The sequence below is a fragment of the Methylibium sp. genome, from assembly GCF_965279545.1.
Classification (GTDB): Bacteria; Pseudomonadota; Gammaproteobacteria; order Burkholderiales; family Burkholderiaceae_C; genus Methylibium.
The window spans coordinates 632,184-653,582 of the sequence record NZ_OZ257250.1 but is presented as its reverse complement, the minus strand read 5'-3'; the positions used below and the strand labels follow the sequence as shown (position 1 = coordinate 653,582).

At 69.7% G+C, this 21,399-nt stretch carries 22 protein-coding genes and 1 tRNA gene; 8 read left to right on the top strand and 15 right to left on the bottom strand.

The annotated features are described in order from the left end of the window. Nucleotides 1-6 precede the first annotated feature (6 nt). A complete protein-coding gene (gene eutC, locus ACQY9S_RS03090; protein ID WP_428423108.1) occupies nt 7-798 on the top strand; it encodes an ethanolamine ammonia-lyase subunit EutC in 792 nt (263 codons plus the stop codon). Nucleotides 799-868: 70 nt separating this feature from the next. Here the strand turns inward: eutC and ACQY9S_RS03085 are convergent, their stop codons facing one another. Next, on the bottom strand, nt 869-1,375 hold the full coding sequence (locus ACQY9S_RS03085) for an SRPBCC family protein (protein ID WP_428423107.1): 507 nt from the start codon (nt 1,373-1,375) through the stop codon (nt 869-871). Nucleotides 1,376-1,726: 351 nt separating this feature from the next. On the opposite strand from ACQY9S_RS03085, the gene ACQY9S_RS03080 reads away from it, so the two are divergent. From ACQY9S_RS03080 to ACQY9S_RS03070, 3 genes are all read left to right on the top strand, one after another. After that, nucleotides 1,727-2,386 carry a peroxiredoxin gene (locus tag ACQY9S_RS03080; RefSeq protein ID WP_428423106.1) on the top strand — a complete coding sequence of 220 codons (660 nt, stop codon included), beginning with the start codon at nt 1,727-1,729 and terminating at the stop codon, nt 2,384-2,386. A gap of 176 nt (nt 2,387-2,562) precedes the next feature. Beyond that, nucleotides 2,563-3,387, top strand: a complete 825-nt coding sequence (locus ACQY9S_RS03075) for a MipA/OmpV family protein (protein ID WP_428423105.1) — start codon at nt 2,563-2,565, stop codon at nt 3,385-3,387. Between the two features lie 136 nt (nt 3,388-3,523). Further along, nucleotides 3,524-4,894, top strand: a complete 1,371-nt coding sequence (locus ACQY9S_RS03070) for an aspartate aminotransferase family protein (RefSeq protein WP_428423104.1) — start codon at nt 3,524-3,526, stop codon at nt 4,892-4,894. A gap of 321 nt (nt 4,895-5,215) precedes the next feature. Here ACQY9S_RS03070 and ACQY9S_RS03065 read toward each other — a convergent pair whose 3' ends face one another. The 4 genes from ACQY9S_RS03065 to ACQY9S_RS03050 all read right to left on the bottom strand — a co-directional run bounded on the left by ACQY9S_RS03065 (nt 5,216) and on the right by ACQY9S_RS03050 (nt 8,398). After that, complete coding sequence (locus tag ACQY9S_RS03065; protein ID WP_428423103.1) at nt 5,216-6,100, bottom strand: alpha/beta hydrolase; 885 nt, start codon at nt 6,098-6,100, stop codon at nt 5,216-5,218. Further along, complete coding sequence (locus ACQY9S_RS03060; RefSeq protein WP_428423102.1) at nt 6,097-6,837, bottom strand: MtnX-like HAD-IB family phosphatase; 741 nt, start codon at nt 6,835-6,837, stop codon at nt 6,097-6,099. The genes ACQY9S_RS03065 and ACQY9S_RS03060 overlap by 4 nt, the downstream gene beginning before the upstream one ends. Nucleotides 6,838-6,918: 81 nt before the next feature. Next, nucleotides 6,919-8,136, bottom strand: a complete 1,218-nt coding sequence (locus tag ACQY9S_RS03055) for a beta-ketoacyl-[acyl-carrier-protein] synthase family protein (protein ID WP_428423101.1) — start codon at nt 8,134-8,136, stop codon at nt 6,919-6,921. 1 nt (nt 8,137) lies between these two features. Further along, nucleotides 8,138-8,398 carry an acyl carrier protein gene (locus tag ACQY9S_RS03050; RefSeq protein ID WP_428423100.1) on the bottom strand — a complete coding sequence of 87 codons (261 nt, stop codon included), beginning with the start codon at nt 8,396-8,398 and terminating at the stop codon, nt 8,138-8,140. A 351-nt stretch (nt 8,399-8,749) separates the two neighbouring features. Between ACQY9S_RS03050 and ACQY9S_RS03045 the strand changes: the two genes are divergently transcribed. Genes ACQY9S_RS03045 through ACQY9S_RS03035 form a run of 3 tightly spaced genes read left to right on the top strand, consistent with a single transcriptional unit; the run spans nt 8,750 to nt 10,714 of the window. Then, a complete protein-coding gene (locus ACQY9S_RS03045) occupies nt 8,750-9,178 on the top strand; it encodes an EamA family transporter (RefSeq protein WP_428423099.1) in 429 nt (142 codons plus the stop codon). Nucleotides 9,179-9,215: 37 nt separating this feature from the next. Next, the gene (locus ACQY9S_RS03040; RefSeq protein WP_428423098.1) at nt 9,216-9,548 is read left to right on the top strand and encodes an SMR family transporter; all 333 of its coding nucleotides are present in this window, start codon (nt 9,216-9,218) and stop codon (nt 9,546-9,548) included. Continuing rightward, nucleotides 9,545-10,714: a GNAT family N-acetyltransferase gene (locus tag ACQY9S_RS03035; RefSeq protein ID WP_428423097.1), complete on the top strand. Its 1,170-nt coding sequence runs from the start codon at nt 9,545-9,547 to the stop codon at nt 10,712-10,714. Before ACQY9S_RS03040 ends, ACQY9S_RS03035 begins: the two co-directional genes overlap by 4 nt. A 64-nt stretch (nt 10,715-10,778) precedes the next feature. Here the strand turns inward: ACQY9S_RS03035 and ACQY9S_RS03030 are convergent, their stop codons facing one another. From ACQY9S_RS03030 to cysS, 10 genes are all read right to left on the bottom strand, one after another. Then, a complete protein-coding gene (locus ACQY9S_RS03030) occupies nt 10,779-11,549 on the bottom strand; it encodes a metal ABC transporter permease (RefSeq protein ID WP_428423096.1) in 771 nt (256 codons plus the stop codon). Beyond that, nucleotides 11,546-12,463, bottom strand: a complete 918-nt coding sequence (locus ACQY9S_RS03025; RefSeq protein ID WP_428423095.1) for a metal ABC transporter substrate-binding protein — start codon at nt 12,461-12,463, stop codon at nt 11,546-11,548. The genes ACQY9S_RS03030 and ACQY9S_RS03025 overlap by 4 nt, the downstream gene beginning before the upstream one ends. 30 nt (nt 12,464-12,493) lie before the next feature. Then, nucleotides 12,494-13,915: a hypothetical protein gene (locus tag ACQY9S_RS03020; RefSeq protein ID WP_428423094.1), complete on the bottom strand. Its 1,422-nt coding sequence runs from the start codon at nt 13,913-13,915 to the stop codon at nt 12,494-12,496. A gap of 76 nt (nt 13,916-13,991) precedes the next feature. Further along, nucleotides 13,992-14,339, bottom strand: coding sequence for a hypothetical protein (locus tag ACQY9S_RS03015; RefSeq protein WP_428423093.1), 348 nt, complete (start codon nt 14,337-14,339; stop codon nt 13,992-13,994). Between the two features lie 403 nt (nt 14,340-14,742). Beyond that, a tRNA-Ser gene (locus ACQY9S_RS03010) sits at nt 14,743-14,836 on the bottom strand. A gap of 13 nt (nt 14,837-14,849) precedes the next feature. Continuing rightward, entirely contained in the window at nt 14,850-16,130 is a 1,281-nt protein-coding gene (locus ACQY9S_RS03005; RefSeq protein WP_428423092.1) for an aspartate kinase, read from the bottom strand. Nucleotides 16,131-16,234: 104 nt separating this feature from the next. After that, entirely contained in the window at nt 16,235-17,515 is a 1,281-nt protein-coding gene (tilS, locus tag ACQY9S_RS03000) for a tRNA lysidine(34) synthetase TilS (protein WP_428423091.1), read from the bottom strand. A 43-nt stretch (nt 17,516-17,558) separates the two neighbouring features. Then, nucleotides 17,559-18,530, bottom strand: coding sequence for an acetyl-CoA carboxylase carboxyltransferase subunit alpha (locus ACQY9S_RS02995; RefSeq protein ID WP_428423090.1), 972 nt, complete (start codon nt 18,528-18,530; stop codon nt 17,559-17,561). A 73-nt stretch (nt 18,531-18,603) separates the two neighbouring features. After that, nucleotides 18,604-19,257 carry a DNA-3-methyladenine glycosylase family protein gene (locus tag ACQY9S_RS02990; protein WP_428423089.1) on the bottom strand — a complete coding sequence of 218 codons (654 nt, stop codon included), beginning with the start codon at nt 19,255-19,257 and terminating at the stop codon, nt 18,604-18,606. 28 nt (nt 19,258-19,285) lie between these two features. Continuing rightward, nucleotides 19,286-20,671 carry a cysteine--tRNA ligase gene (gene cysS / locus ACQY9S_RS02985; protein WP_428423088.1) on the bottom strand — a complete coding sequence of 462 codons (1,386 nt, stop codon included), beginning with the start codon at nt 20,669-20,671 and terminating at the stop codon, nt 19,286-19,288. Nucleotides 20,672-20,832: 161 nt separating this feature from the next. Here cysS and ACQY9S_RS02980 point away from each other — a divergent pair, with 161 nt between their 5' ends. Next, nucleotides 20,833-21,399: a peptidylprolyl isomerase gene (locus tag ACQY9S_RS02980; RefSeq protein WP_428423087.1), complete on the top strand. Its 567-nt coding sequence runs from the start codon at nt 20,833-20,835 to the stop codon at nt 21,397-21,399.

Below are 21,399 nucleotides of genomic sequence, written 5' to 3'. Positions count from 1 at the left end.
ACTCCGATGAGCGATGCCGTCACCGCCAACCCCTGGAGCGTGCTGCGACGCCATACGCCCGCGCGCATCGGGCTCGGGCGCAGCGGCATCAGCCAGCCGACCGCACCGCAGCTCGCCTTCCAGCTCGCGCACGCGCAGGCGCGCGATGCCGTGCACCGGGCGCTCGATCACGCCGCCGTCGACGCGGCGATCCGCGCGCTGGGCCTGCCGACGCTGGCGCTGCACAGCGCCGCCGCCGATCGCCACATCTACCTGCAGCGCCCCGATCTCGGACGCCGGCTCGATGAGACATCGATCGCGCAGCTGGCCTCGCACACGGCCGACGAGCGCGCCGATATCGCGCTGGTGGTGGCCGACGGCCTGTCGGCGCTGGCGATCGAGCGCCACGCAGCCCCCTTCATCGCGGAGCTGCGCCGCGTGCTGACGCGGGACTGGCGCTGGGCCCCGGTCGCGATCGTGCGGCAGGGGCGCGTGGCCATCGGCGACCCGATCGGCGAGGCGCTCGGGGCCAGGCTCGCCGTCGTACTGATCGGCGAGCGGCCGGGCCTCAGCTCGCCCGACAGCATGGGCATCTACGTCACCTGGTCGCCGCGGACCGGGCGGCTCGATGCCGAGCGCAACTGCATCTCCAACGTGAGGCCCGAAGGGCTGCCGCCGGCGGCGGCGGCCGGGCGCCTCGCCTGGCTGCTGGGCGAGGCGCGCGCGCGCCGGCTCACCGGCGTCGAGCTGAAGGACGACAGCGTGCCCGCCATCGCGGCCGCCGAGCCCGCGACGAACTTCCTGCTCGGCACGCCCTGACCGGCCGCATGGCGGGCGAAGCCTGCGCCACCGAACCGCCGGCGCAGGGCGCGACGACCGGCCGCGCGGCTTACTTCAGCGTGGCCGCCAGGTTGTCCAGCCCGGCCCGGTAGATACCGGAGACGACCTTCTTCGCGTCGGCGTCCGGCGTGCCTTCCTTCGCCTTGAAGCTGGACGTCCAGACCACGGTGGAGCCGCCCTTCGCCTTCGCGACCTTGAGGGTCGAGACGTAGCCCGTGACCGGCAGCGGCGAATCCGTGATGCGGTACTTGTAGCTCATCGACGAGCTGCTGTAGGACAGCAGTTCCTCGGTGATCTTGGCGCCGTCCTTCGTGGTCAGCACGCGCACCGTGCCCTTGGCGTTGCCCTTGCCCTTGGTGATCTCGGTGCTCGCGACGGCCGGATGCCAGCCCTGCCAGCCATCGAAGTCCTTGATCGTGTCGAAGGCCTTGGCCGGGGCGACGGGCAGGTCGACCTTCTCGGTGACCGACAGGGTCTTGCCGGCGGCCAGGGCGCCGCCGGTGGCGAAGGCCAGCGCGAGAAGAATGCCGAGCGAACGATTGCCTGCTGCTGTCATGTTGTCTCCAGTGTGTTTGACGGAACGCACGAACGCCGGGCATCGGCAGACGCACGGCGGGGGGCGCCTGCGCGCATCGGCAACCGCCGTGCAGGCCTCCCGTCCAATGCTATGCCCGGCGGGCAATTCCGTGTCTTCGCCGGCTCCGGGCATCTTGCCCGCCGCGTTCGCCATCGGCGTCGTGTCAGCCGGTCAGGGCGATCCGTGCCGGAGAGTCCATCCTTGCCGTGCGCCGACCGCGACCGGTAATATCGACCATCGATTTCGGCTCTGCGGCGGCGGCGGCGGCCATCGCAGCGAACGCGGCTTCATCCGCGCGGGAGGCCTGACAGCGCCGCACGAGGAGCGAACATGTCTTTGCGCATCAACGATCTGGCCCCCGATTTCAAGGCCCAGACGACCCAGGGGCCGATCGACTTCCACCAGTGGATCGGCGACAGCTGGGCGATCCTGTTCTCCCACCCGAAGGATTTCACGCCGGTGTGCACCACCGAGCTGGGCTACATGGCGGGCATCGAACCCGAGTTCACGCGCCGCAACGCCAAGCTCATCGGCCTGAGCATCGACTCCGTCGACCAGCACGCGCGCTGGAGCGACGACATCGAGCAGACCCAGGGACACCGGCCGCGCTACCCGATGATCGGCGACACCGATCTCGCCGTGGCCAAGCTCTACAACATGCTCCCGGCCGACGAGCCGGGCAGCTCCGAAGGCCGCACCGCCGCCACCAACGCGACCGTGCGCACGGTGTTCGTCATCGGTCCGGACAAGCGCATCAAGCTGATGCTCAGCTACCCCATGACCACGGGCCGCAACTTCGACGAGGTCCTGCGGGTGCTCGATTCGATGCAGCTGACCGCCAAGCACAAGGTGGCAACACCGGCCAACTGGAAGCCGGGCGACGACGTGATCATCGCCGGCTCGGTGTCCGACGACGACGCGAAGAAGCTGTTCCCCGACGGCTGGCAGGCGCCCCGACCCTATCTGCGCATCGTGCGGCAGCCCCGCTAAGGCCGCGGCTCCGACCGCCGCGCGTCGGCGGCGGGTGCCGCCCGGGCGCCTCCGTGGCGGTGGGCACGGCGTTCGCTACACTGAAACGCGATGGCTTTCACCCCCACGCCGGCGCTCGTCACGGCCCTTTGCGCCGTCGATCCGGTGCCGGATGCGACCGGGCAAGCGCCGTCGTCATGAGCCCGCCCGCCCTGCTCCTGGTGGCCGCGGGCGTCGGTGGTCTGCTCTGCACGCCCGCTGTCGCCGAGGATTCGCGCGCCGACCGGCCGCTGAGCTTCGAGGCCGGGGCCGGCGTGGCCCGCCTGCCCGACTACAGCGGCAGCGGCACCTCGAGCGCACGTGCCCGGATCTGGGTCGACGCCGACTACCGGACCGAGCGTTTCGGCACCGTCTCGCTCGACAGCGGCTCCCTGACACTCCCTCCCGCGCTGCGCTGGGCCTTCATCGACGACCAGCGCGCCGGCATGAGCGTGCTGCTCGGCTACCGCTCCGGGCGTGGCAGCAGCAGGCCGAGCTTCGGCAGCACGGCGGACGGCAGCGAGCGCCTGCAGGGGCTGCCCGACGTGCCCGGCGCCGTCGATGCCGGCGTCGAGGGGCATGTCGCGGTGTTCGGCGTGCCGGTGTTCGCGCAACTGCGATCCGCGCTGCGCGGCCCGCAAGGCAGCACCCTCAACGTCGGCATCTATGCGCCGCTGCAGCTCACCACCGATGTCGAGCTGACGCTGCTGCCGACGCTGACCTGGAACAACGCGCGCCAGGCCCGGGCCTTCTACGGCGTCGAGGCCGCAGGTGCTGCAGCGAGCGGCTACGCCGAGTTCAGACCCGGCGCGAGCTGGCAGAACGCTGCCGTGGAGATTGCACTGGACTGGCGCCTCGCGTCCCACTGGCACCTGCTCGCGTCCGTCGCCTGGCTGCGCCTGATGGGCGACGCCGCCCGCAGCCCGCTGGTGCAGGAAAAGCAGCAGAACACGGCCCTCGTCGGACTCGCGTGGAAGTACTGATTTCCCGCGCTGCGCCGACGGGCAAATCGTCAGGAAAGCCGGGCTTTGCAGCATGGCGCGTGGCATACGATCCTGCGCTGCACCCGGACCGAGGGTGGCACTTGCACTCGGTGATCTCCCGTTGAAGGCTGAACAAATGACTGTCGATCTGCTCGCCGACGAGGCGAAGTACTGCTCCTTTGGTGACACCGTCCACTATGTCGACCCGCCCAAGATTTTCGAGCGCTGCGAAGGCAGCTACATGTTCGACGCGCAGGGCATCCCTTATCTCGATCTGCAGATGTGGTACTCGGCGGTCAATTTCGGTTACGCGAATCCGCGCTTCAACAATGCGCTGAAGCGGCAGCTCGACATCCTGCCGCAGGTCGCCAGCCAGTACCTGCATCCGACCAAGATCGAGCTCGCCAAGCTCATCGCGCAAGACGCCGAACGCAAGTTCGGCCTGCCCGGGCGGGTGCACTTCAATGTCGGCGGCTCGCAGTCGATCGAGGACTCCCTCAAGCTGGTCCGCAATGCGTCGAACGGCAAGAGCCTGATGTTCGCGTTCGAGGGCGGCTACCACGGGCGCACGCTCGGCGCTTCGGCCATCACCTCGAGCTACCGCTACCGGCGCCGCTTCGGCCACTTCAGTGACCGCGCGCAGTTCATCCCCTTCCCCTACCCCTTCCGTCGCCCGCCGGGCATGACGGCCGAGGAGTACGGCGAACACTGCGTGGCGGAGTTCGCGCGCCTGTTCGAGACCGAATACCACGGTGTCTGGGACCCCAAGGTCGGCCAGTCGGAGTACGCGGCCTTCTACGCCGAGGCGATCCAGGGAACCGGCGGCTACGTGATACCGCCGCGCAACTTCTTCATCGGCCTCAAGAAGGTGCTGGACGAGCACGGCATCCTGTTCGTTGCCGACGAGATCCAGATGGGCTTCTACCGCACCGGCAAGCTGTGGGCGATCGAGCACTTCGGCGTCAAGCCCGATATCGTCGTGTTCGGCAAGTCGCTGACCAACGGGCTCAATCCGCTGGCCGGGCTCTGGGCCCGCGAGGAGCTGATCAACCCGACGATCTTCCCGCCGGGATCGACGCATTCGTCGTTCGCCTCCAATCCGCTCGGCACCGCCCTGGGCCTGGAGACGATGAAGATGCTGGCCGAGGGCGGCTACGAAGCCAGCGTGGCCGAGAAAGGCGCCTATTTCCTGGAGGGCCTCAAAGACTTGCAGCGCCGGCACAAGGAGGTGGCGGACGTCGACGGCCTCGGCCTGGCGCTGCGGGCCGAGATCTGCACCGGCGACGGTTTCACGCCGAACAAGGCCTTGCTGGACCGCATGGTCGACATCGGCCTGAGCGGCACGCTCGAGCACCAGGGTCGCCAGATGGGCCTGGTGCTCGATGTCGGGGGCTACTACAAGAACGTCATCACCTTCGCGCCGTCGCTGCACATCACGCACGCGGAAATCGATCAGGCGATGGTGCTGCTCGACCAGTTGCTGCTGCGCGCCAAGAAAGCCGGCTGATACGGCATTGCATTCGAACGCATCCGAATTGAAGCTAGGGCCAGGGCTGGTGGCGGTGTTCGGAGTCTTGTGCAGAAAGCTGAAGTCAAACGTCAGCGGGGGCGCTGCGCCGGGTCGCTGTGTTGCGTTCATGTCCCCCGGTCCGGGCTGACGCCCGGTCCTCCTCCTTTACTTCACTCCACACAGCAACCCACCGCAGCGCTGGCCACCACCGCGGCCTTCGCGGACGTGAATACCGTCGCATGCGGCGGTGGTGAGAGCTGGCGAGGGCGTCGGGTGATTTGATACGGGCGAACGCGACCTGGTATGAGCCGACGCGGCTCAGCCGGGCTGCAGCGCGCCGGACGGCAGAGCGGCTGCCGCGCCGGCTGCCGGCGGGTCGGCCTGCATCGACACGGCGGCGACGCGCTTCATGAAGGCCGCGGTGCGCTCGATCACGACCGCGCGCTCGCGGTCGATCGTCACCATGTGGTAGCTGTCGTGCAACAGCACCAGCTCGACGGGTCCGCGCACGCGCTCGACGATGAGATGGGCGTTCTTGACGCTCGCCACGTCGTCTTCGCTCGCATGAATCACCAGGCAAGGGGCCGTCACGTGGGGCAACTGCCGCTGGACGACGGCCGACAACGCATACATGTCGGCCAGCGAGTGCCACGGATTGCCGCGCAGGCCGGCCAGCGTGCTGTCGCCGCTGCTCATGAGCGAGACCACGACCTCGCGCAGCCGCTCGTCACGGATGCCGTAGGGTGGTTGCTCCATGAAGCAGCGATGGCGCCCGATGCGCAGCGGGCGCGCCAGCGGCAGCAGGCGCGACAGCAGGCGCGAGCTCCAGGGGATGCTCCAACCGTCGTAGCGGAAACTCGCGCCGTAGACGATCACCCCATCGACGGCCTGCGGCCGCTCGGCGGCGAGCTTGAGCGCCAGGATCCCGCCCATCGACAGGCCGGCCACGAACAGGTGGTCGACCCGCTCGCGCAGCTTGTCCGCGGCTTCGCAGACGCTGCGGTACCAATCGGGCCAGCGCGTGTTCAGCAAGTCCTCTTCGCTGCCGCAATGGCCGGCGAGCTGCATCGCGGAGACGGTGAAGCCCGCGCGGTGGAGACCCACCGCGACCGAGCGCATTTCGTTGGGCGTACCGGTCAGCCCGTGGATCAGCAGGATGCCCGTGCGGCCCGCGTCGAGCTGGAAAGCGATGTCCTTGATCACGCCAGCCCACCGTCGACGCGGGTCATCTGACTGCGGCTCCTGCTGCCGAGCTGGATCAAGGTCGAAAGCGCCTCTTCGAAATCCCTGATCGGCTTGTGCTCGATGCCGTTGCTTGCGCAGTACTCGATCAGGCTGTCCTTGGCGAGCACGAAATCGACGCGGTGCGCCACGCAGAAGTCGGACGCGCCGTCGCCGATGTAGAGGACCCGCGCGTCCTGGCGACGCTGTTGCGCCAGCGCGCACTTGCAGTTGCCGCTGGCGCGGCGGCAGTCGGCGTGGGCGTTCGGAAACTCCAGACGCCAGGCTCGTTCGCCGACCTGCAGCAGCCGATTCGCGACCACGGCAACGCCGTCGATGGCGTGGTGCGCGAGAACGCTGCGGATGACGTGATCCAGGCCGTCGCTGACGATGCTCAGGGGCATGCCGAGCGCTCGCGCGATCTCGACGAAGCGCACGAACGCCGGATCGATCTCGATCTCCAGGAGCGCGGCGTCGAGCTCGGCGCGGCTCATGTCGAGCAGTTCGATCTGCCCGGCCATGCACTCGCGCGAGCCGATCTCGCCCCGCAGCCAGCCGGCTTCGAGCGCTGCCCAGCCCGGACGCCCGAAGGCGCTCAGCAGCGCATCGGTCACGTCGGTCGTGCTGATCGTGCCGTCGAAATCACACAGGATCTTCCAGTCGAGGGGAGCGCGATGGCGTGCAGGTGAAGCAGGGGAATTGACGGCAGACACGTTCATCCTTGAATCTCGATCCGGGCAGGCGCTGCGATCGGAGCGCCGCCCCGCAACCGCCTGGGGCGTGGCGCCGGTTCGCCGGGCTCACAGTGCACGAACCACCAGCGAGACATTGCAGCCGCCGAACGCAAACGAGTTCGACAGCACCGCATCGGCGCCCGAAGGCCATGCGGCGGCACCGGGCAAGGCCAGCCGCGCGCCCGCGATGGGCTGCTCGGTGTGCCACTGCGGCGGGATCTCGCGGTGCTGCAGCGCCAGCACGCCGGCGACCAACTCGAGCGCCCCCGATGCGCCCATGGTGTGGCCGTGCAGCGCCTTGGTCGAACTGGTCCACGGCACGGCACCGCCGAACACCTCCTGCAACGACGCCACCTCGACCGGATCGCCGGTGGCGGTGGCGGTGCCATGCGCATTGACATAGCCGATGGCATCGGGCCGCAGCCCGCCGTCGCCGAGCGCGGCCTGCATCGCGCGCACCTGACCGCCGAGGTCGGGCTTGGAGAGATGCTGCGCATCGGCATTGACGCCGTAGCCCACCAGCTCGGCCAGCGGCCGGGCGCCCCTGCGGCGGGCGTGCTGTTCGGTCTCCAACACCAGCGCTGCCGCCGCTTCGCCAAGCACCAGCCCGGCTCGCCGGGCGTCGAAGGGCTTGCAGGCGTGCGCGACCTCGCCGTCGGGTGGGGCCAGCACGCCGAGCGCCTGCCAGGCACGCACCCAGCCCGGATAGAGGATCGCGTCGGCACCGCCCGCGACGAGCAGATCGGCGCGCCCGGCGCGCAGCGCGAACAAGGCCTCGCCGATCGCCTGACCGGCCGAAGCACAGGCATTCGAGAAGGCGAGCAGCGGTCCGCGCAGCGCGTGCTCGATGGAGATCTGCCCCGCCGCGGCATTGACCATGCTCATCACGACCGTCAGCGGCGGTATGCGCGGCGCGGCCGCGCCGTAGTATTCGCGATAGGCCGATTCGGTGGAGCCGGCCCCCCCTGCCCCGGTGCCCCAATACACCCCGCTGCGCTCGGGCACCCGGCCCTCGGGCGACGATTCGGCCTGCCGCAAGGCTTGCCCGACGGCCAGCAGCGAGAGCTGGGTCACACGGTCGGTGCGGTTGGCAAGCAGCTTCGACGGCATCTCCGCCGGATCGAGGTCTGCCGCCGCTGCGGCATAGGGCTGCAGCCCACGGCCCGCATCGCCCTCGAAGCGGCCCACCCCCGAGCGCCCGCCCATCAAGGAACGCCAGAAGGCATCCAGCCCGTTGCCGACGGCGCTGCGCACGCCCATGCCGGTGATGAACACCCGCTCCACGTCACGTTCCCGGCATCGACGCGGCGGGCTTCTTCCTGAGTTCGGCGTCGACCTTGTCGGCAAAGTCGGCCAGGGTCAGATTCGGGGCGAGCTGCTGCATCTCGATCACCACATGGAAGTGGTCTTCGACCTTGAAGATGAAATCCGCCAGCGAGAGCGAATCGACCCCCAACTCGGTCAGGGGTGTCGTCGGATCGAGCGCGTTGACATCGACGTCCAGTTCACGTTCGGCGAGTGTGCGCAGAGCTTCTAGCGTTGTCATTTGAAGAGGCCTATTCAAGGATAACCCAACGGCGGCGGCAGTTTGCCAGACCGAGCACCACGCATCGCTCACACTCTATCGCTCTGTCATTATGGTTGGCTGTCGTCTGTCACGAGCCTGTCGCGGAGGAGGGAAACCACGGGTCGGATCGGGTGGGCCTTTCGAAGTTTTCGAGGCCCACTGCACAGCGGTGCCCGTTGCCGGCCTTCGACGAATGCGCGAGACATGGCGTCGCCGATAATCGGCGCCGTCGCCGAAGGGGCCGCAACTCGCGCCACCGGCAGGCAGATCGAAAGGCATGCATTTGAATGGGCCAATCAAGGTGCGGCGGGCTCGTCCGTCGTCGCCGCCATGACCGTGCCGAAGGCCTCGTTCAGTGCACCCCACGCCGCGAACAGCCGGCGGCTGCTCGTCGCCGGGCTGGTGCTCGCCATCGCGCTCGACACCGCCGGCCAGCTGCTGTGGAAGCTGGCCGCGACACGCCTGCCGGCGAGCCTGTCGCCGACCGTGCTGCTCGATGCCGTCGTGCACGACCCGCTGCCCCTGCTCGTGCTCGGCGTGTTCCTGGTCCAGCTCGTCAACTGGCTGCTCGTGCTCGAACGCGCGGACCTCAGCTATGCCCAGCCGCTCACCTCGCTGAGCTATGTGTCGGTCTGCCTGCTCTCGGTTGGGCTGTTCGGCGAACGGCTCGACGCCGCCAAGCTGGCCGGTGTGCTGCTGGTGCTGATCGGGGTGGCGCTGGTTTGCGCCGGCCCGCCGAGTCGCGAGGGTCGGACGTGAGCTCGGCGGGACCGCACGAAGTGCGCAGGGTGCACCCGTGAGCACGACACTGCTCGGCATGCTGCTGGTGCTGGTTTGTGCCGGTGTCGAGGCGCTGGCCCAGATCTGCCTGAAGCTGTCGACGCAGCAGCCGCGGCGGCGCCCGCCGTGGATCGCCGGGGGCGTTGCGCTGTTCGCGGTCGAGGCAGTGCTCTACACCGCGGCGCTGCAGCGGCTCGACGTGAGCATCGCCTACCCGCTCGGCGCCCTGAGCTTCGTGGCGGCGGCGCTGGGCTCGGCCTGGCTGCTCGGAGAATCGCTGCCGCTCGCGCGTTGGCTGGGCATCATGTCCATCGTGGCCGGCTGTGCCTTGCTGGCCTCCCGGGGATGAGCGACCTGCCGCTGGAGGCCGTCTGGGTCGCGCGCGCCGACGAGGTGCCGCCCTCGCTGTGGGCGCAGTGCTTTGCGCCGCCGCTCGAGGGCTGCTGGTGGTATCGCGCGCTCGAGCGCAGCGGCCTGGAGGATCAGTTCAGCTTTCGCTACCTGCTGCTGCGGCAGGGCGGCTCGGTGGTTGCCATGGCGCCCACCTTCGTGATGGACGTGCCCATGCGGCTGGTCGTGCCGCCCGCGCTCCTGCCCTGGGTGGACGCACTCGGCCACGTGCTCCCCTGGCTGCGCGCGCAGCGCACGCTGTTCGTCGGCTCGCCCTGCACGGACGAGGGCCACATCGGCCTGCTGCCGGGGGTCGACAGCGCCCTGGCGCTGCGCCGCATCGATGCCGCCCTGCGCGGCGAGATGCGCCGCACCGGCGCCGCCTTGCGGGTATGGAAGGACTTCCCGGTCGACTGCGACGCGGCGCTCGGGGCGCTGGCGCGCGAGTCCGGGCTGTTCCGGCTGGTCAGTTTTCCCGGCACGGTGGTCGACCTGCCGGCGGGCGGGAAGGACAAGTACCTGCAGTCGCTGCGCACGAAGCAGCGCCACCTGTTCAAGAAGAAGCTGCGCCGCAGTGAAGAGCAGGTGGCGCTCGACGTCGAGTTGCTGCGCCAGCCCGATGCCGCGACCCTGGACGCCCTGTTCGCGCTGTTCTGGCAGACCTACGAGAAGGCGACGACGCGCTTCGAGCGCCTGAACCGGCGCTTCTTCGAGCTCGTCGCCGCCGAGCCGGCGGCGAGCTTCATCGTCCTGCGCGAACACGCCACCGGGGACGCGGTGGCCTTCATGCTGTGCTTCGAGTTCGCCGGCCGGTTCATCAACAAGTTCATCGGCATCGACTACCGACGGCCGCGCGAGTGGCTGCTGTATTTCCGCCTGTGGGACGCCGCCGTGGACCGCGCCGTGACCATCGGCGCGCGCGCCCTCCAGAGCGGGCAGACCGGCTACGGCCCCAAGATCGACCTGGGCCACCGGCTGGTTCCGCTCACCAACTACTGCGCCCACCGCAATCCGCTGGTGCACCGGCTCTACGCCGCCGTGGCGCGTGGCGTCGACTGGTCCACCCTCGATCCGGCACTCGCCGCGGCCCTGGCGGCGCATCCGGAATTGCGCCGGGCCGACTGAGCGCGGGCGAAACTTTGGCCTGCACGCTGCGGTGTCGGCCGCGCCGGAGCGTCGACGACAAGGCTCACGGCGCTGCGGCCCCTTGGCGCCCGAGCATCGCGAACAGCGCCGCACAGGCCGCCAGCGCCCACACGATCACCGCGCCGGACGGCAGGTCGAACAGCGCCGACAGCGCGAGCCCGAGCGCATAACCCAGCACCCCGATGCCGTAGGCGGCACCATGGCGTCGCGGCCCGCGCAGCGCACGGGTGCCGAGCGCCGGGATGATGAGGCTGGAGAACACCAGGTACACCCCCACCACCTGCACCGACGCCGTGACCGCGAGCGCAAAGGCACTATAGAAGCCGAAGCGTCCCAGGCGCTCGACCCAGCCCAGCCACAGCGCGCTCAGCAGCAGCGCGGAGACCCCGGCCAGCCACAGCAGCTGCGTCGTGTTGACCCACAGGATCTGGCCGACCAGCAGGTCCTTCAGGTGCTCGCCGCCATGCGGGTTGCCGGCCAGCAGCAGGATGCCGGCACAGGCCGCGAGGATGAACATCACGCCGATCAGCGCCTCCTGCTGCTGCGGCGCGCGCCGCTCGGTCCAGGTCAGCAGCAGCGCACCGAGCAGGGCCGCGCACACCGCGGCCGCCTGCACCGCGACGCCGCCTTCGGACAGGCCCAACGCGTCGGCGGCGATCACGCCCAGCCCGGCGATCTGCGCGATCGCGAGGTCGATGAAGACGATGCCGCGGTCCAGCACCTGCGTGCCCAGCGGCACGTGGGTCGCGAGCACCAGCAGCCCGGCGACGAGCGCCGGGCCGAGAATGCCCCAGTCGAGCGCGCTCCAGTTCATTGCCTGGCTCCGGCGGCGAGCAGGCGGGCCAGCGTGTCGTCGAACAGGCCGAACAAGTCCTTCGCCCCGTCGGTGCCGCCGACGGTGAAGGGCAGCTTCACCACCGGGATGCCGGCGTTCTTGCTGAGCCACTCCGAGGGGCGCGGGTCCTGGTAGGCCGAATACAGCACCATGCGCGCCGGCGCGCCTTTCAGCGTGGCGAGCACCGCCTGCAGGTGCGACGCCGTGGGTTCGACGCCGGGCTTGGGTTCGAGCACCGCGACCTCCTTCAGGCCGAGCCAGTCGTACAGGTAGACGAAGGCCTTGTGCTGCGACACCACCGCAGCGCCCTTCAGCGGCGCGGCCTGCGCGGTCCAGCGTGCCACCGCCTGCTGCCAGCGCTGCGAGAAGTCGGCCAGCCGGCGCGCGTACTCGCCGGCATGCGGCGGATCGACCTGCTGCAGCCGCGCGCCCAGCGCCGCGGCCACCTGGGCGATGTTGCGCGGATCGGTCTGGATGTGCGGGTTGCCGGCCGCGTGCACGTCGCCCTGCGCGCGGTCGAGCTGGCCCGGCACGTCGAGCTTGCGCACGACATCGGCGGCCGCGAAGTTGCCCGGCTGGCCGGTCTGCAGCTTCGCGTTGCCCGACTGCTGCAGCAGCACCGGCAGCCAGCCGATCTCGAGCTCGGCACCGGTGCAGACGACCAGGTCGGCGTTGCGCGCGCGGGCGATCAGGCTCGGCTTGGCCTGGATCTGGTGTGGGTCCTGCAGGGCACTGGTGGCCACCGACACGTCGACCAGGTCGCCGCCGAGCTCCTGGGCCAGCGCGCCCCACTCGGGCTCGCAGGCGAGGACGCGCAGCGCGGCATGGGCCGGCGCGGCGAGCAGCAGCAACGGCGCGGCCAGCAGGGCCAGCAAGGTGTTTCGATTCATCATGGGGTGTGCTCCGGGGTGGAGAAGCTTGAATCAGTAGCTGTGCGCACCATGCGCGCCCAGGCTCATCTGGTACTGGAGGAATACCTGCTTGTCGCTGACGCCCTCGCGCGAGCGGTCCTGCGCCAGCTGCAGGCGCACGCGCGAGAACTCGCTCGGGCTGAAGTCGAGCATCAGCGAGTTCTTTCGGGGGTGGAAACCGGTGCTGGCGAACGACGCCGAGTTCAGCCCGTAGTCGGGTGTGCCGGGGTCCAGCCGCTCGGTGCGCAGGCCGACACGCCAGCTCGGCATGAACTGGTAGACGCCCTGCACGTACCAGCCCGACTGCACGACCCGGTAGAGCCCGGTGCTGTCGGCATTGCCCACGTCGTAGACCAGGCTGCCGCTGCGCGTGCTGCGCAGGTATTCACCCTGCAGCTTGAAGCTGGTGCGCGTGGCGTTGCCGTTGGGCGCCCACTTCCAGACCGCATCGGCGACCCACACGCGCGTGCTGCCGCTGAAGGCGTTGGTCACCGTCTGGCCGGCGGCGTTGGTCGCGACGAGGCTCTGGTCGCTGGCCTTCGCGTTCAGAATCGACAGGCCCGCGCGCCAGCTGTGGCTGACGCCTACGTCGCCGCCGGTGTGGGCGGTGAGCGCCGTCATCCCGGCGCCGTTGCGGGCGCTGTCGCTGCCGGGGAAGCTGCGGCCGCGGCCGATCTCGGCGCCCAGCTCGACGTACTGGTCGATCGGCGCGAGCCAGGCCAGCTGCACCCCGTCATCGCCGTACTGCGTGCCGAGCAAGGCCTGGTAGGCGAGCGGGTTGTCGACGAAGTCCCAGGTGTGGGCATGCTGCGGGTTGAGATAGCCCACACCGGAGAAGAAGCGTCCGGCCTTCAGCGACAGGCCGTTGCCGAGCGAGGTGGTCTGGATGTAGGCCTCCTCGACCGAGACGGTGTCGTCCGGGTGCAGCGCAATGTTGGCTGCGCCGCGCAGCCAGGGGTCGATGCTGGCGGCGAAGCCGAGTTCCGACTCGGCGAGGCTGAGCCCGCGCGTGCCGGGGCCGGCCTCGGCACCGGTGGGCAGCTGGAAGCCGGTGATCGCGTAGGACGCCGGGTCCTGCGACGTGCGGGTGTACAGGCCCGAGAGGATCAGCGACATCGACGGGTTGAAGGCATTGGCGCCTCCCGGCGCGGTGGCCGCAACGGCCGGCGGTGCGGCCGGCTCGGGCGCCTGCAACGGCGGTGCACCCGCCTGCGCTGCGGCCGAGGCCGGGACCGAAGCCGTGGAGGGCGACGCAGCGGCGGCGGCTTCGGCCGCCTCCAGCCGCTGTTCGAGCGACTGAAGGCGGGCCTCGTAGGCGGCGCGCATCGCGTCGATCTCCTGCCGCAGGGCACGGATGTCGGAAGGCGTGTCGGCCAGCGCGCTCAATGGCGCGGCCAAGGCGAGCACGAGGCCCGCCGGCAAAAGCTTGTGCATGGAATCTCGCTCCGGGCAAGGACGTCGAACGGCGCCCACCCGCAGCTGGCCGCGAGGCGGGCACCAGGGGCAACGATCAGTGCGAACCGGAGGGAGGCGCGCGGCTGCGATAGGCCGGTGTGAGGAACGCGAACCAGACGTGGCTGACCACCGCCCGGGGCAGTGCATGGCCCAAGGCCAGGGGCAGTGCGAGCGGCGCCCCGCCGGGCAGCACACCGCCGCCCACCGTGGCCGCAGCCAGGCACAGCTGGCAATAGCCCTCGTGCGGGGCCTGCTGGTCGCCGTGTTGAGCGGCCGCAGCCCGAGCCACATGCGACAAGCCGTGGCTCACGGCCGCGGACTGCATCACCGGCAGCAGGAGCGCCAGCCAGAGCAGCCACGCGAGACCGCGCGGCAAGGGAGGGCGAAGCAGGGTCGGACGCATGGTGGAGGCATTGATCTTACGTCGCGTCGCGTTGACGCGGCGGTGAGGAGCGCTGCTCGCTTGTCCCTCTCGCCCTATCGCTTTGGACCTTGCTGCCTGAGAAGAGGCATAGACTGATGCCGTCATCTCGACACGCAAGGCCGCGGGGTCTTCACCAGCCAACAGAGGCCCATCAGCGCCTCGTGCGCTGCCGCAGCATGACCACAGCCCGCTATCGGTTCAGCCGTAGGCGGGCTGTTCGCTTGTGTGAAGGGCAACGCACCCCGTGAATGCGTCGTGGTGTGCCCTCGCTCGGATCCGGCTGCAAAGTGCAACGGCGAATGCCCGGCTACGAAAAAGCCCCGGTAGCACTGGGCTAGCGGGGCTTTCTGCGGCGTTTGGCGAACTATGCCGAACATATCTCTGGCGGAGTCGGAGGGATTCGAACCCTCGATGCAAGTTTTAGCTCACATACTCCCTTAGCAGGGGAGCACCTTCGGCCTCTCGGTCACGACTCCAGTCCGGGGTGGATTATGCCGCAGGCGGTGCGCCGTTCGCGTCCAGATCGAAGGCCTTGTGCAGCGCGCGCACCGCGAGTTCCATGTACTTCTCGTCGATCACGACGCTGGTCTTGATCTCGGAGGTGGAGATCATCTGGATGTTGATGCCCTCCTCCGACAGCACGCGGAACATGCGGCTGGCCACGCCCACGTGGCTGCGCATGCCGATGCCGACGATGCTGACCTTGCAGATCTTCGGGTCGCCCAGCACCTGCGCGGCGTTGATCACCGGCTGCACCGAGCCCTTCAGCAACTCCATCGTGCGCGCGTAGTCGTTGCGGTGCACGGTGAACGAGAAGTCGGTTCGGCCGTCGTGCGAGACATTCTGGATGATCACATCGACGTCAATGTTCGCCTCGGCCACCGGCCCCAGGATCTGGAAGGCGATGCCCGGCTTGTCGGGCACGCCCATCACGGTGATCTTCGCCTCGTCGCGGTTGAAGGCGATGCCCGACACGACAGCTTGTTCCATGTTCTCGTCTTCCTCAAAGGTGATCAGGGTGCCGGACTTCGCTTCCTCGTCGAGCGGGATGTCCCAGGGCGTGAAGCTCGACAGCACGCGCAGCGGCACGCGGTACTTGCCTGCGAACTCAACCGAGCGGATCTGCAGCACCTTGGAGCCCAGGCTTGCCATCTCGAGCATTTCCTCGAAGCTGATCGCCAGCAGCCGCCGCGCCTCGGGCACGACGCGCGGGTCGGTGGTGTAGACGCCGTCGACGTCGGTGTAGATCAGGCACTCGGCCGCCTTCATGGCCGCCGCCACCGCCACCGCCGACGTGTCCGAGCCGCCGCGGCCGAGCGTGGTGACGTGGCCCTCGCCGTCGATGCCCTGGAAGCCGGTGATCACCACCACCTTGCCGGCCGCGAGGTCGGCGCGCACGCGCGCGTCGTCGATGCTTTCGATGCGCGCCTTGGTGTAAGCGCTGTCGGTGCGCACCGGCACCTGCCAGCCGGTGTAGCTGACGGCTTGCAGGCCCTCGGCCTGCAGCGCGATGGCCAGCAGCCCGACGGACACCTGCTCGCCGGTGGCGGCGATCATGTCGAGTTCGCGCGCCAGCGACGCGGAATGCGCCTCGGGCGACAGCTCCTTGGCCAGCCCGAGCAGGCGGTTGGTCTCGCCGCTCATCGCCGAGGGCACGACCACCATCTGGTGGCCGGCGCGGGCCCATTTGGCGACGCGCTTGGCGACATTGCGGATGCGCTCGGTCGAGCCCATCGACGTGCCGCCGTACTTGTGAACGATCAGTGCCATGAGAGGAAGTCGCGGCGGGAAAGTCGGTAGGCGGGGTGCCCTGCGCCGCGAACCGGGCATTTTAGCCGGCCGGCGCCCTGTCCTCGCTGCTGCTGCCTGCGCCGTCAGCCCGGGGACAAGGGCTCCCACGCGAGCCGCAGCTGCGGCTCGCCGCGCGGCGCGAGCGCCCTGGCGTCGATGCCCAGCCCCGGCACGAACACCAGCCGCCCGTCGCTGTACAGCAGTGGCCCGCCGCGCGCCCAAGCCGGCACGGCGGCGGCCTGGTACTGCTTCTTGAGGCTGCGCGCCGGCCGGCCGGGCTCGCCCTGGAACTGCTCGCCGCCGCTGCGCGGCAGCAGGGTCAGGCCGCGCAGCTGGGCGAGCGCAACGCCGCCTTCGCGCACCCGCTCGGCCACCAGCATGCCGCCCCAGCCGACCAGCCGGTAGCGCCCGCCCCGGCGGACCGAGAGCGTGGTCTCGCGCGGGGCCCCGGCCGGCAGCGGTGCCGGCGTCACCACGAAACGCAGCTCGCCCCGGTAGCGCCGCAGCTCGCCGCTGCGCAGCGGCCAGCGCGCCGGGGCCGCGCGGCCAAGCTCGACCATCAGGCGGTCGAGCTCGGCCGCGCCGACGCCGTTGGCACCGGCCCGCCGCAGCCACAGCCGCAAGACCTGCACGGCACGGTGCGGCGCCAGCTGCTGCCACGGCGCGAGATGCAGGACGCCGCCTTCCACACACCCGGCGAGATCCAGCGCCGCGAGATCGGCGACACAGGCGCTGGCCTGCTGCGCCCAGCGGGCGGCATCGGCCAGCGTGCTCTCGGCCTGCGCAAAGGCCGCCTGCAACGCCGGCCACACCTGCAGGCGCAAGCGGTTGCGCGCGAAGCGCGGGGCGGCGTTGCTGTCGTCCTCGACATGCGTCAGGCGGTGGCGCTGCACATAGGCCTCGATGGCCTCGCGCGGCTGCGCGAGCCAGGGGCGCGCCCAGGTGATGCCGTCGCGCTCGACCACGGCCGGCATGCCGGCCAGCCCGGCCACGCCGGCACCGCGCAGCGCCTGCAGCAACAGGGTCTCGGCCTGGTCGCGGCGGTGGTGGGCCAGCAGCACCAGGTCGGCCCCTTGCTGCAAGGCCAGCCGCCGCAGCGCGGCGTAGCGCGCCGTGCGCGCAACGGCCTCGATGCTGTCGCCGGGTGCCGGCGTCAGCTGCAGACGGATCGCATGGAAAACGACCGGCAGCCCACGCCGCGCCCAGCGCCGGCACTGCGCTTCGCAGCGTGCCAGCCAGTCGTCGGCGAAGGCGCTGAGGCCGTGGTGCACGTGCAGCGCGTGCACCACGATACCCGTGCCGTGGGCGGCGACGAGGGTCGCGTGCAGCAGCGCGGTCGAGTCGCGTCCGCCGCTGTAGGCCACGGCGAGGGCGCGCGAACTCGCCTTCGGGGCGCTGGCGGGCGGCCTAGCGCTCCTTGGTGTCGGTGAAGCGGCCGTAGCTCTTGAGCCGCTCATAGCGCTGGTTCAGCAGCTCGCGGGGCTTCAGGTCGGCGACCTGGCGCAGTGCGTCGCCCAGCGCGCGCTTGAGGTAGACCGCCATCTGCGCCGGGTCGCGGTGCGCGCCCCCGACCGGCTCGCTGACGATCTTGTCGATCAGGCCCAGCGCCTTGAGGCGGTGCGCCGTGATGCCCATCGCCTCGGCCGCATCGGCCGCGCGCTCCGCGGTCTTCCACAGGATGGACGCGCAACCCTCGGGCGAGATCACGGAGTAGACCGAGTACTGCAGCATCAGCACCTGATCGCCCACGCCGATGGCGAGCGCGCCGCCGGACCCTCCTTCGCCGATGATGGTGGCGATGATGGGCACCTCGAGTTGGGCCATCGCGAAGATGTTGTGACCGATGGCTTCGGACTGGCCGCGCTCCTCGGCGCCGATGCCCGGGTAGGCCCCCGGGGTGTCGACGAAGGTGAACAGCGGCAGGCCGAACTTCTGCGCCAGCGTCATCAGGCGCAAGGCCTTGCGGTAGCCCTCGGGCCGGCTCATGCCGAAGTTGCGCAGCGCGCGCTCCTTGGTGTCACGGCCTTTCTGGTGGCCCAGCACCATGCAGGCCTGGCCGTTGAAGCGCGCGAGGCCGCCGATGATGCTCTGATCGTCGGCGAAGGCGCGGTCGCCGTGCAGCTCCTGGAAGTCGGTGAAGACGTGGTTCACGTAGTCGAGCGTGTAGGGCCGCTGCGGATGGCGCGCGATCTGCGTCACCTGCCACGGCGTGAGGCTCGAGTAGATGTCCTTGGTGAGCTGCAGGCTCTTCTTCGAGAGGCGGTCGATCTCCTCGGAGATGTCGACCGCCGACTCGCTCTGCACGTAGCGCAGCTCGTCGATCTTGGTTTCGAGGTCGGCGATCGGCTGCTCGAACTCGAGGAAATGTTTCTTGCTCATCCCAAACGATCCTTTCTCGGGAAAGGTGGGCGCATTGTCGCGGAATTCTTCGCTGCCGGAATGCTCCGCTGCTTCAGTACGCTACCCGCGGGTTCAGGCTGCGCCACAGGTACCAGGTGGCGACCGAGCGGTACGGCGCCCAGGCATCGCCGACTTCGCGCGCCTCGTTGCGCGATACCGGCTCGCCGCTGAAGTAATGCTGGCTGATGCCCTTGAGCAGCCCGAGGTCGTCGAGCGGCAGTACGTTCGGTCGCATCAGGTGGAAGATCAGGAACATCTCGGCCGTCCAACGGCCGATGCCGCGGATGGCCACCAATTCGTCGATGATGGACTCATCGTCCATCGTGGTCCAGTCCCTGACGTGCACCGTGCCGGCATCGAAGTGCCCGGCGAGATCGCGCAGGTACTCGATCTTGCGCGCCGACAGGCCAGCGCCGCGCAATGCACCGCCCTCGGCCGCCAGCACGGCGGCCGGACGCACGTGCACCGGGGAGCCACTCTCGAGCAGCGCGGCGAAGCGCTCCCACACCGCCTGCGCCGCCGCCACCGAGATCTGCTGACCGACGATGGAGCGCGCCAGCGTCGTGAACGCGTCTCCGCGGCTCTGCAGCCTGGCCTCGCCGAGCTGCGGAATCAGCTTGCGCATCACGCGGTCGCGCTTTGCAAGGTGCTTGCAGGCGTCGTCCCAGTAGTCGGGCGTGACGAGGCCGGGGCCGCGGGGCGACATGGTGCGTGCGCTGGTGGGTGGGGAAGGCTCAGGCCTTCACCCAGGTGGTGCCGGCCGGCGTGTCTTTCAGCACGATGCCCTGCGCCGCGAGCGTGTCGCGGATGCGGTCGGACTCGGCGAAATTGCGGGCCGCCTTGGCCGTGGCGCGCGCCGCGATCTGCGCGTCGATGTACGCCTCGTCGACACCGCTGCCGCCCTGCAGGTACTGGGCGGCCCGCTGCTGCAGCAGGCCCAGCGTGCCGGCCAGCGCGCGCAGCAGGCCGGCGCTGTGGGTCGAGCGGCTGCGGTTCACCTCGCCGGCCAGGTCGAACAGCACGGCCACGGCGATCGGCGTGTTGAAGTCGTCGTCCATCGCCGCCTTGAAGCGCGCCGCGTGCGGGTCGGTCCAGTCGATCTCGAACGGCGCCGCCGCCGCGCCCTCGAGCGCCGTGTAGAGACGGCGCAAGCCGCCGCGCGCATCGTCGAGCCCGGCGTCGCTGAAATTGAAGGGGCTGCGGTAGTGCACCCGCAGCATGAAGAAGCGCACCGTCTCGCCGTCGTAGCGCTCGAGCACGTCGCGGATGGTGAAGAAGTTGCCCAGCGACTTGGACATCTTCTCGTTGTCGACGTTGAGGAAGCCGTTGTGCATCCAGACGTTGACGAACGAGGTGCCGGTGCCGAGATGGAAGGCGCCATCGCTCTGCGCGATCTCGTTCTCGTGGTGCGGGAACTGCAGGTCCATGCCGCCGCCATGGATGTCGAAGTGCTCGCCGAGCAGCGCGTGCGCCATCGCCGAGCACTCGATGTGCCAGCCCGGCCGGCCGGCGCCGAACGGCGCGTCGTACTTCGCGTCGGCCGGCTCCTCGGGCTTGGCGGCCTTCCACAGCACGAAGTCCAGCGGATCGTCCTTGCCTTCGAGCACGGCCACGCGCTCGCCGGCGCGCAGCGCATCGATCGACTTGCCGGACAGCCGCCCGTAGCCGGGGAACTTGCGCACCGAGAAGTTCACGTCGCCGCCGGAGGCGCGGTAGGCCAGGCCGTTGCGCTCGAGCAGCTCGATCAGGCCGACCATCGCGCCGACGTATTCGGTCGCGCGGGGCTCGTGCGTCGGCGGCTCGATGCCGAGCGCACCGATGTCCTGGTGCATCGCCGCGGCCATCTCGTCGGTGAGCTGCCGGATCGCGATGCCGCGCTCCACGGCGCGCTTGATGATCTTGTCATCGATGTCGGTGATGTTGCGCACGTAGGTGACGCGGTAGCCCGACACCTTGAGCCAGCGCTGCACCACGTCGAAGGCCATCATCATGCGCGCGTGGCCGACATGGCAGAGGTCGTAGATCGTCATGCCGCACACGTACATGCGCACGCGACCGGGTTCGATCGGCATGAACGCTTCGGTCGAGCGGGTGAGGGTGTTGTGGATGCGCAGGCTCATCGGAACGGATCGATCGGGCCCGCTACGTGCTGGCCTCATGCCGACGATCGAAGCGCCGCAGTATAGCGATCACCCCCGTGCCGGCGGCATGGCTTTCGATCGGTGGACAATACGCGCCGGCGCGGGTTCCGGACCCGCCTTTTCCATTCGGGAGACCACGCATGATTTCGAGAACCTGGGCCACCGCCACGCTGCTGGCGGCCGCGCTCGCCGCCCCACTCGGTGCGGCCGCGCAGAAGGTCAGACTCGGCACGAGCGAAGGCGACATCGTGCTGCAGCTCGACCACGACAAGGCGCCCAAGACCGTCGACAACTTCATCGCCTACGTCAAGAGTGGCCACTACAACGGCACCGTCTTCCACCGCGTGATCGACGGCTTCATGATCCAGGGCGGCGGCTTCGACAAGGACATGAAGGAGAAGAAGACGGGCGCGCCGATCGCGCTGGAGAACCGCGGCGGCCTGCGCAACGAGCGCGGCACGGTCGCGATGGCGCGCACCTCGGACCCGAACTCGGCCACGGCGCAGTTCTTCATCAACCTGGGCAACAACGCCTTCCTCGACCCGGCGAACGCGCCCGACGGCAATGGCTACGCGGTGTTCGGCAAGGTCGTCGAGGGCATGGCCGTCGTCGACCGGATCAAGGGCATGCCCACCACCACCAAGGGTCCCCACCAGAACGTGCCGGCGACGCCGGTGCTCATCAGACAAGCCACGCTGGAGCCATGA

Coding starts and splice junctions, on each gene's coding strand:
- eutC (WP_428423108.1), top strand. CDS start 7: ATGAGCGATGCCGTCACCGCCAACCCCTGGAGCGTGCTGCGACGCCAT.
- ACQY9S_RS03085 (WP_428423107.1), bottom strand. CDS start 1,375: ATGACAGCAGCAGGCAATCGTTCGCTCGGCATTCTTCTCGCGCTGGCC.
- ACQY9S_RS03080 (WP_428423106.1), top strand. CDS start 1,727: ATGTCTTTGCGCATCAACGATCTGGCCCCCGATTTCAAGGCCCAGACG.
- ACQY9S_RS03075 (WP_428423105.1), top strand. CDS start 2,563: ATGAGCCCGCCCGCCCTGCTCCTGGTGGCCGCGGGCGTCGGTGGTCTG.
- ACQY9S_RS03070 (WP_428423104.1), top strand. CDS start 3,524: ATGACTGTCGATCTGCTCGCCGACGAGGCGAAGTACTGCTCCTTTGGT.
- ACQY9S_RS03060 (WP_428423102.1), bottom strand. CDS start 6,837: ATGAACGTGTCTGCCGTCAATTCCCCTGCTTCACCTGCACGCCATCGC.
- ACQY9S_RS03050 (WP_428423100.1), bottom strand. CDS start 8,398: ATGACAACGCTAGAAGCTCTGCGCACACTCGCCGAACGTGAACTGGAC.
- ACQY9S_RS03045 (WP_428423099.1), top strand. CDS start 8,750: ATGACCGTGCCGAAGGCCTCGTTCAGTGCACCCCACGCCGCGAACAGC.
- ACQY9S_RS03035 (WP_428423097.1), top strand. CDS start 9,545: ATGAGCGACCTGCCGCTGGAGGCCGTCTGGGTCGCGCGCGCCGACGAG.
- ACQY9S_RS03030 (WP_428423096.1), bottom strand. CDS start 11,549: ATGAACTGGAGCGCGCTCGACTGGGGCATTCTCGGCCCGGCGCTCGTC.
- ACQY9S_RS03025 (WP_428423095.1), bottom strand. CDS start 12,463: ATGATGAATCGAAACACCTTGCTGGCCCTGCTGGCCGCGCCGTTGCTG.
- ACQY9S_RS03020 (WP_428423094.1), bottom strand. CDS start 13,915: ATGCACAAGCTTTTGCCGGCGGGCCTCGTGCTCGCCTTGGCCGCGCCA.
- ACQY9S_RS03015 (WP_428423093.1), bottom strand. CDS start 14,339: ATGCGTCCGACCCTGCTTCGCCCTCCCTTGCCGCGCGGTCTCGCGTGG.
- ACQY9S_RS03005 (WP_428423092.1), bottom strand. CDS start 16,130: ATGGCACTGATCGTTCACAAGTACGGCGGCACGTCGATGGGCTCGACC.
- ACQY9S_RS02995 (WP_428423090.1), bottom strand. CDS start 18,530: ATGAGCAAGAAACATTTCCTCGAGTTCGAGCAGCCGATCGCCGACCTC.
- ACQY9S_RS02990 (WP_428423089.1), bottom strand. CDS start 19,257: ATGTCGCCCCGCGGCCCCGGCCTCGTCACGCCCGACTACTGGGACGAC.
- cysS (WP_428423088.1), bottom strand. CDS start 20,671: ATGAGCCTGCGCATCCACAACACCCTCACCCGCTCGACCGAAGCGTTC.
- ACQY9S_RS02980 (WP_428423087.1), top strand. CDS start 20,833: ATGATTTCGAGAACCTGGGCCACCGCCACGCTGCTGGCGGCCGCGCTC.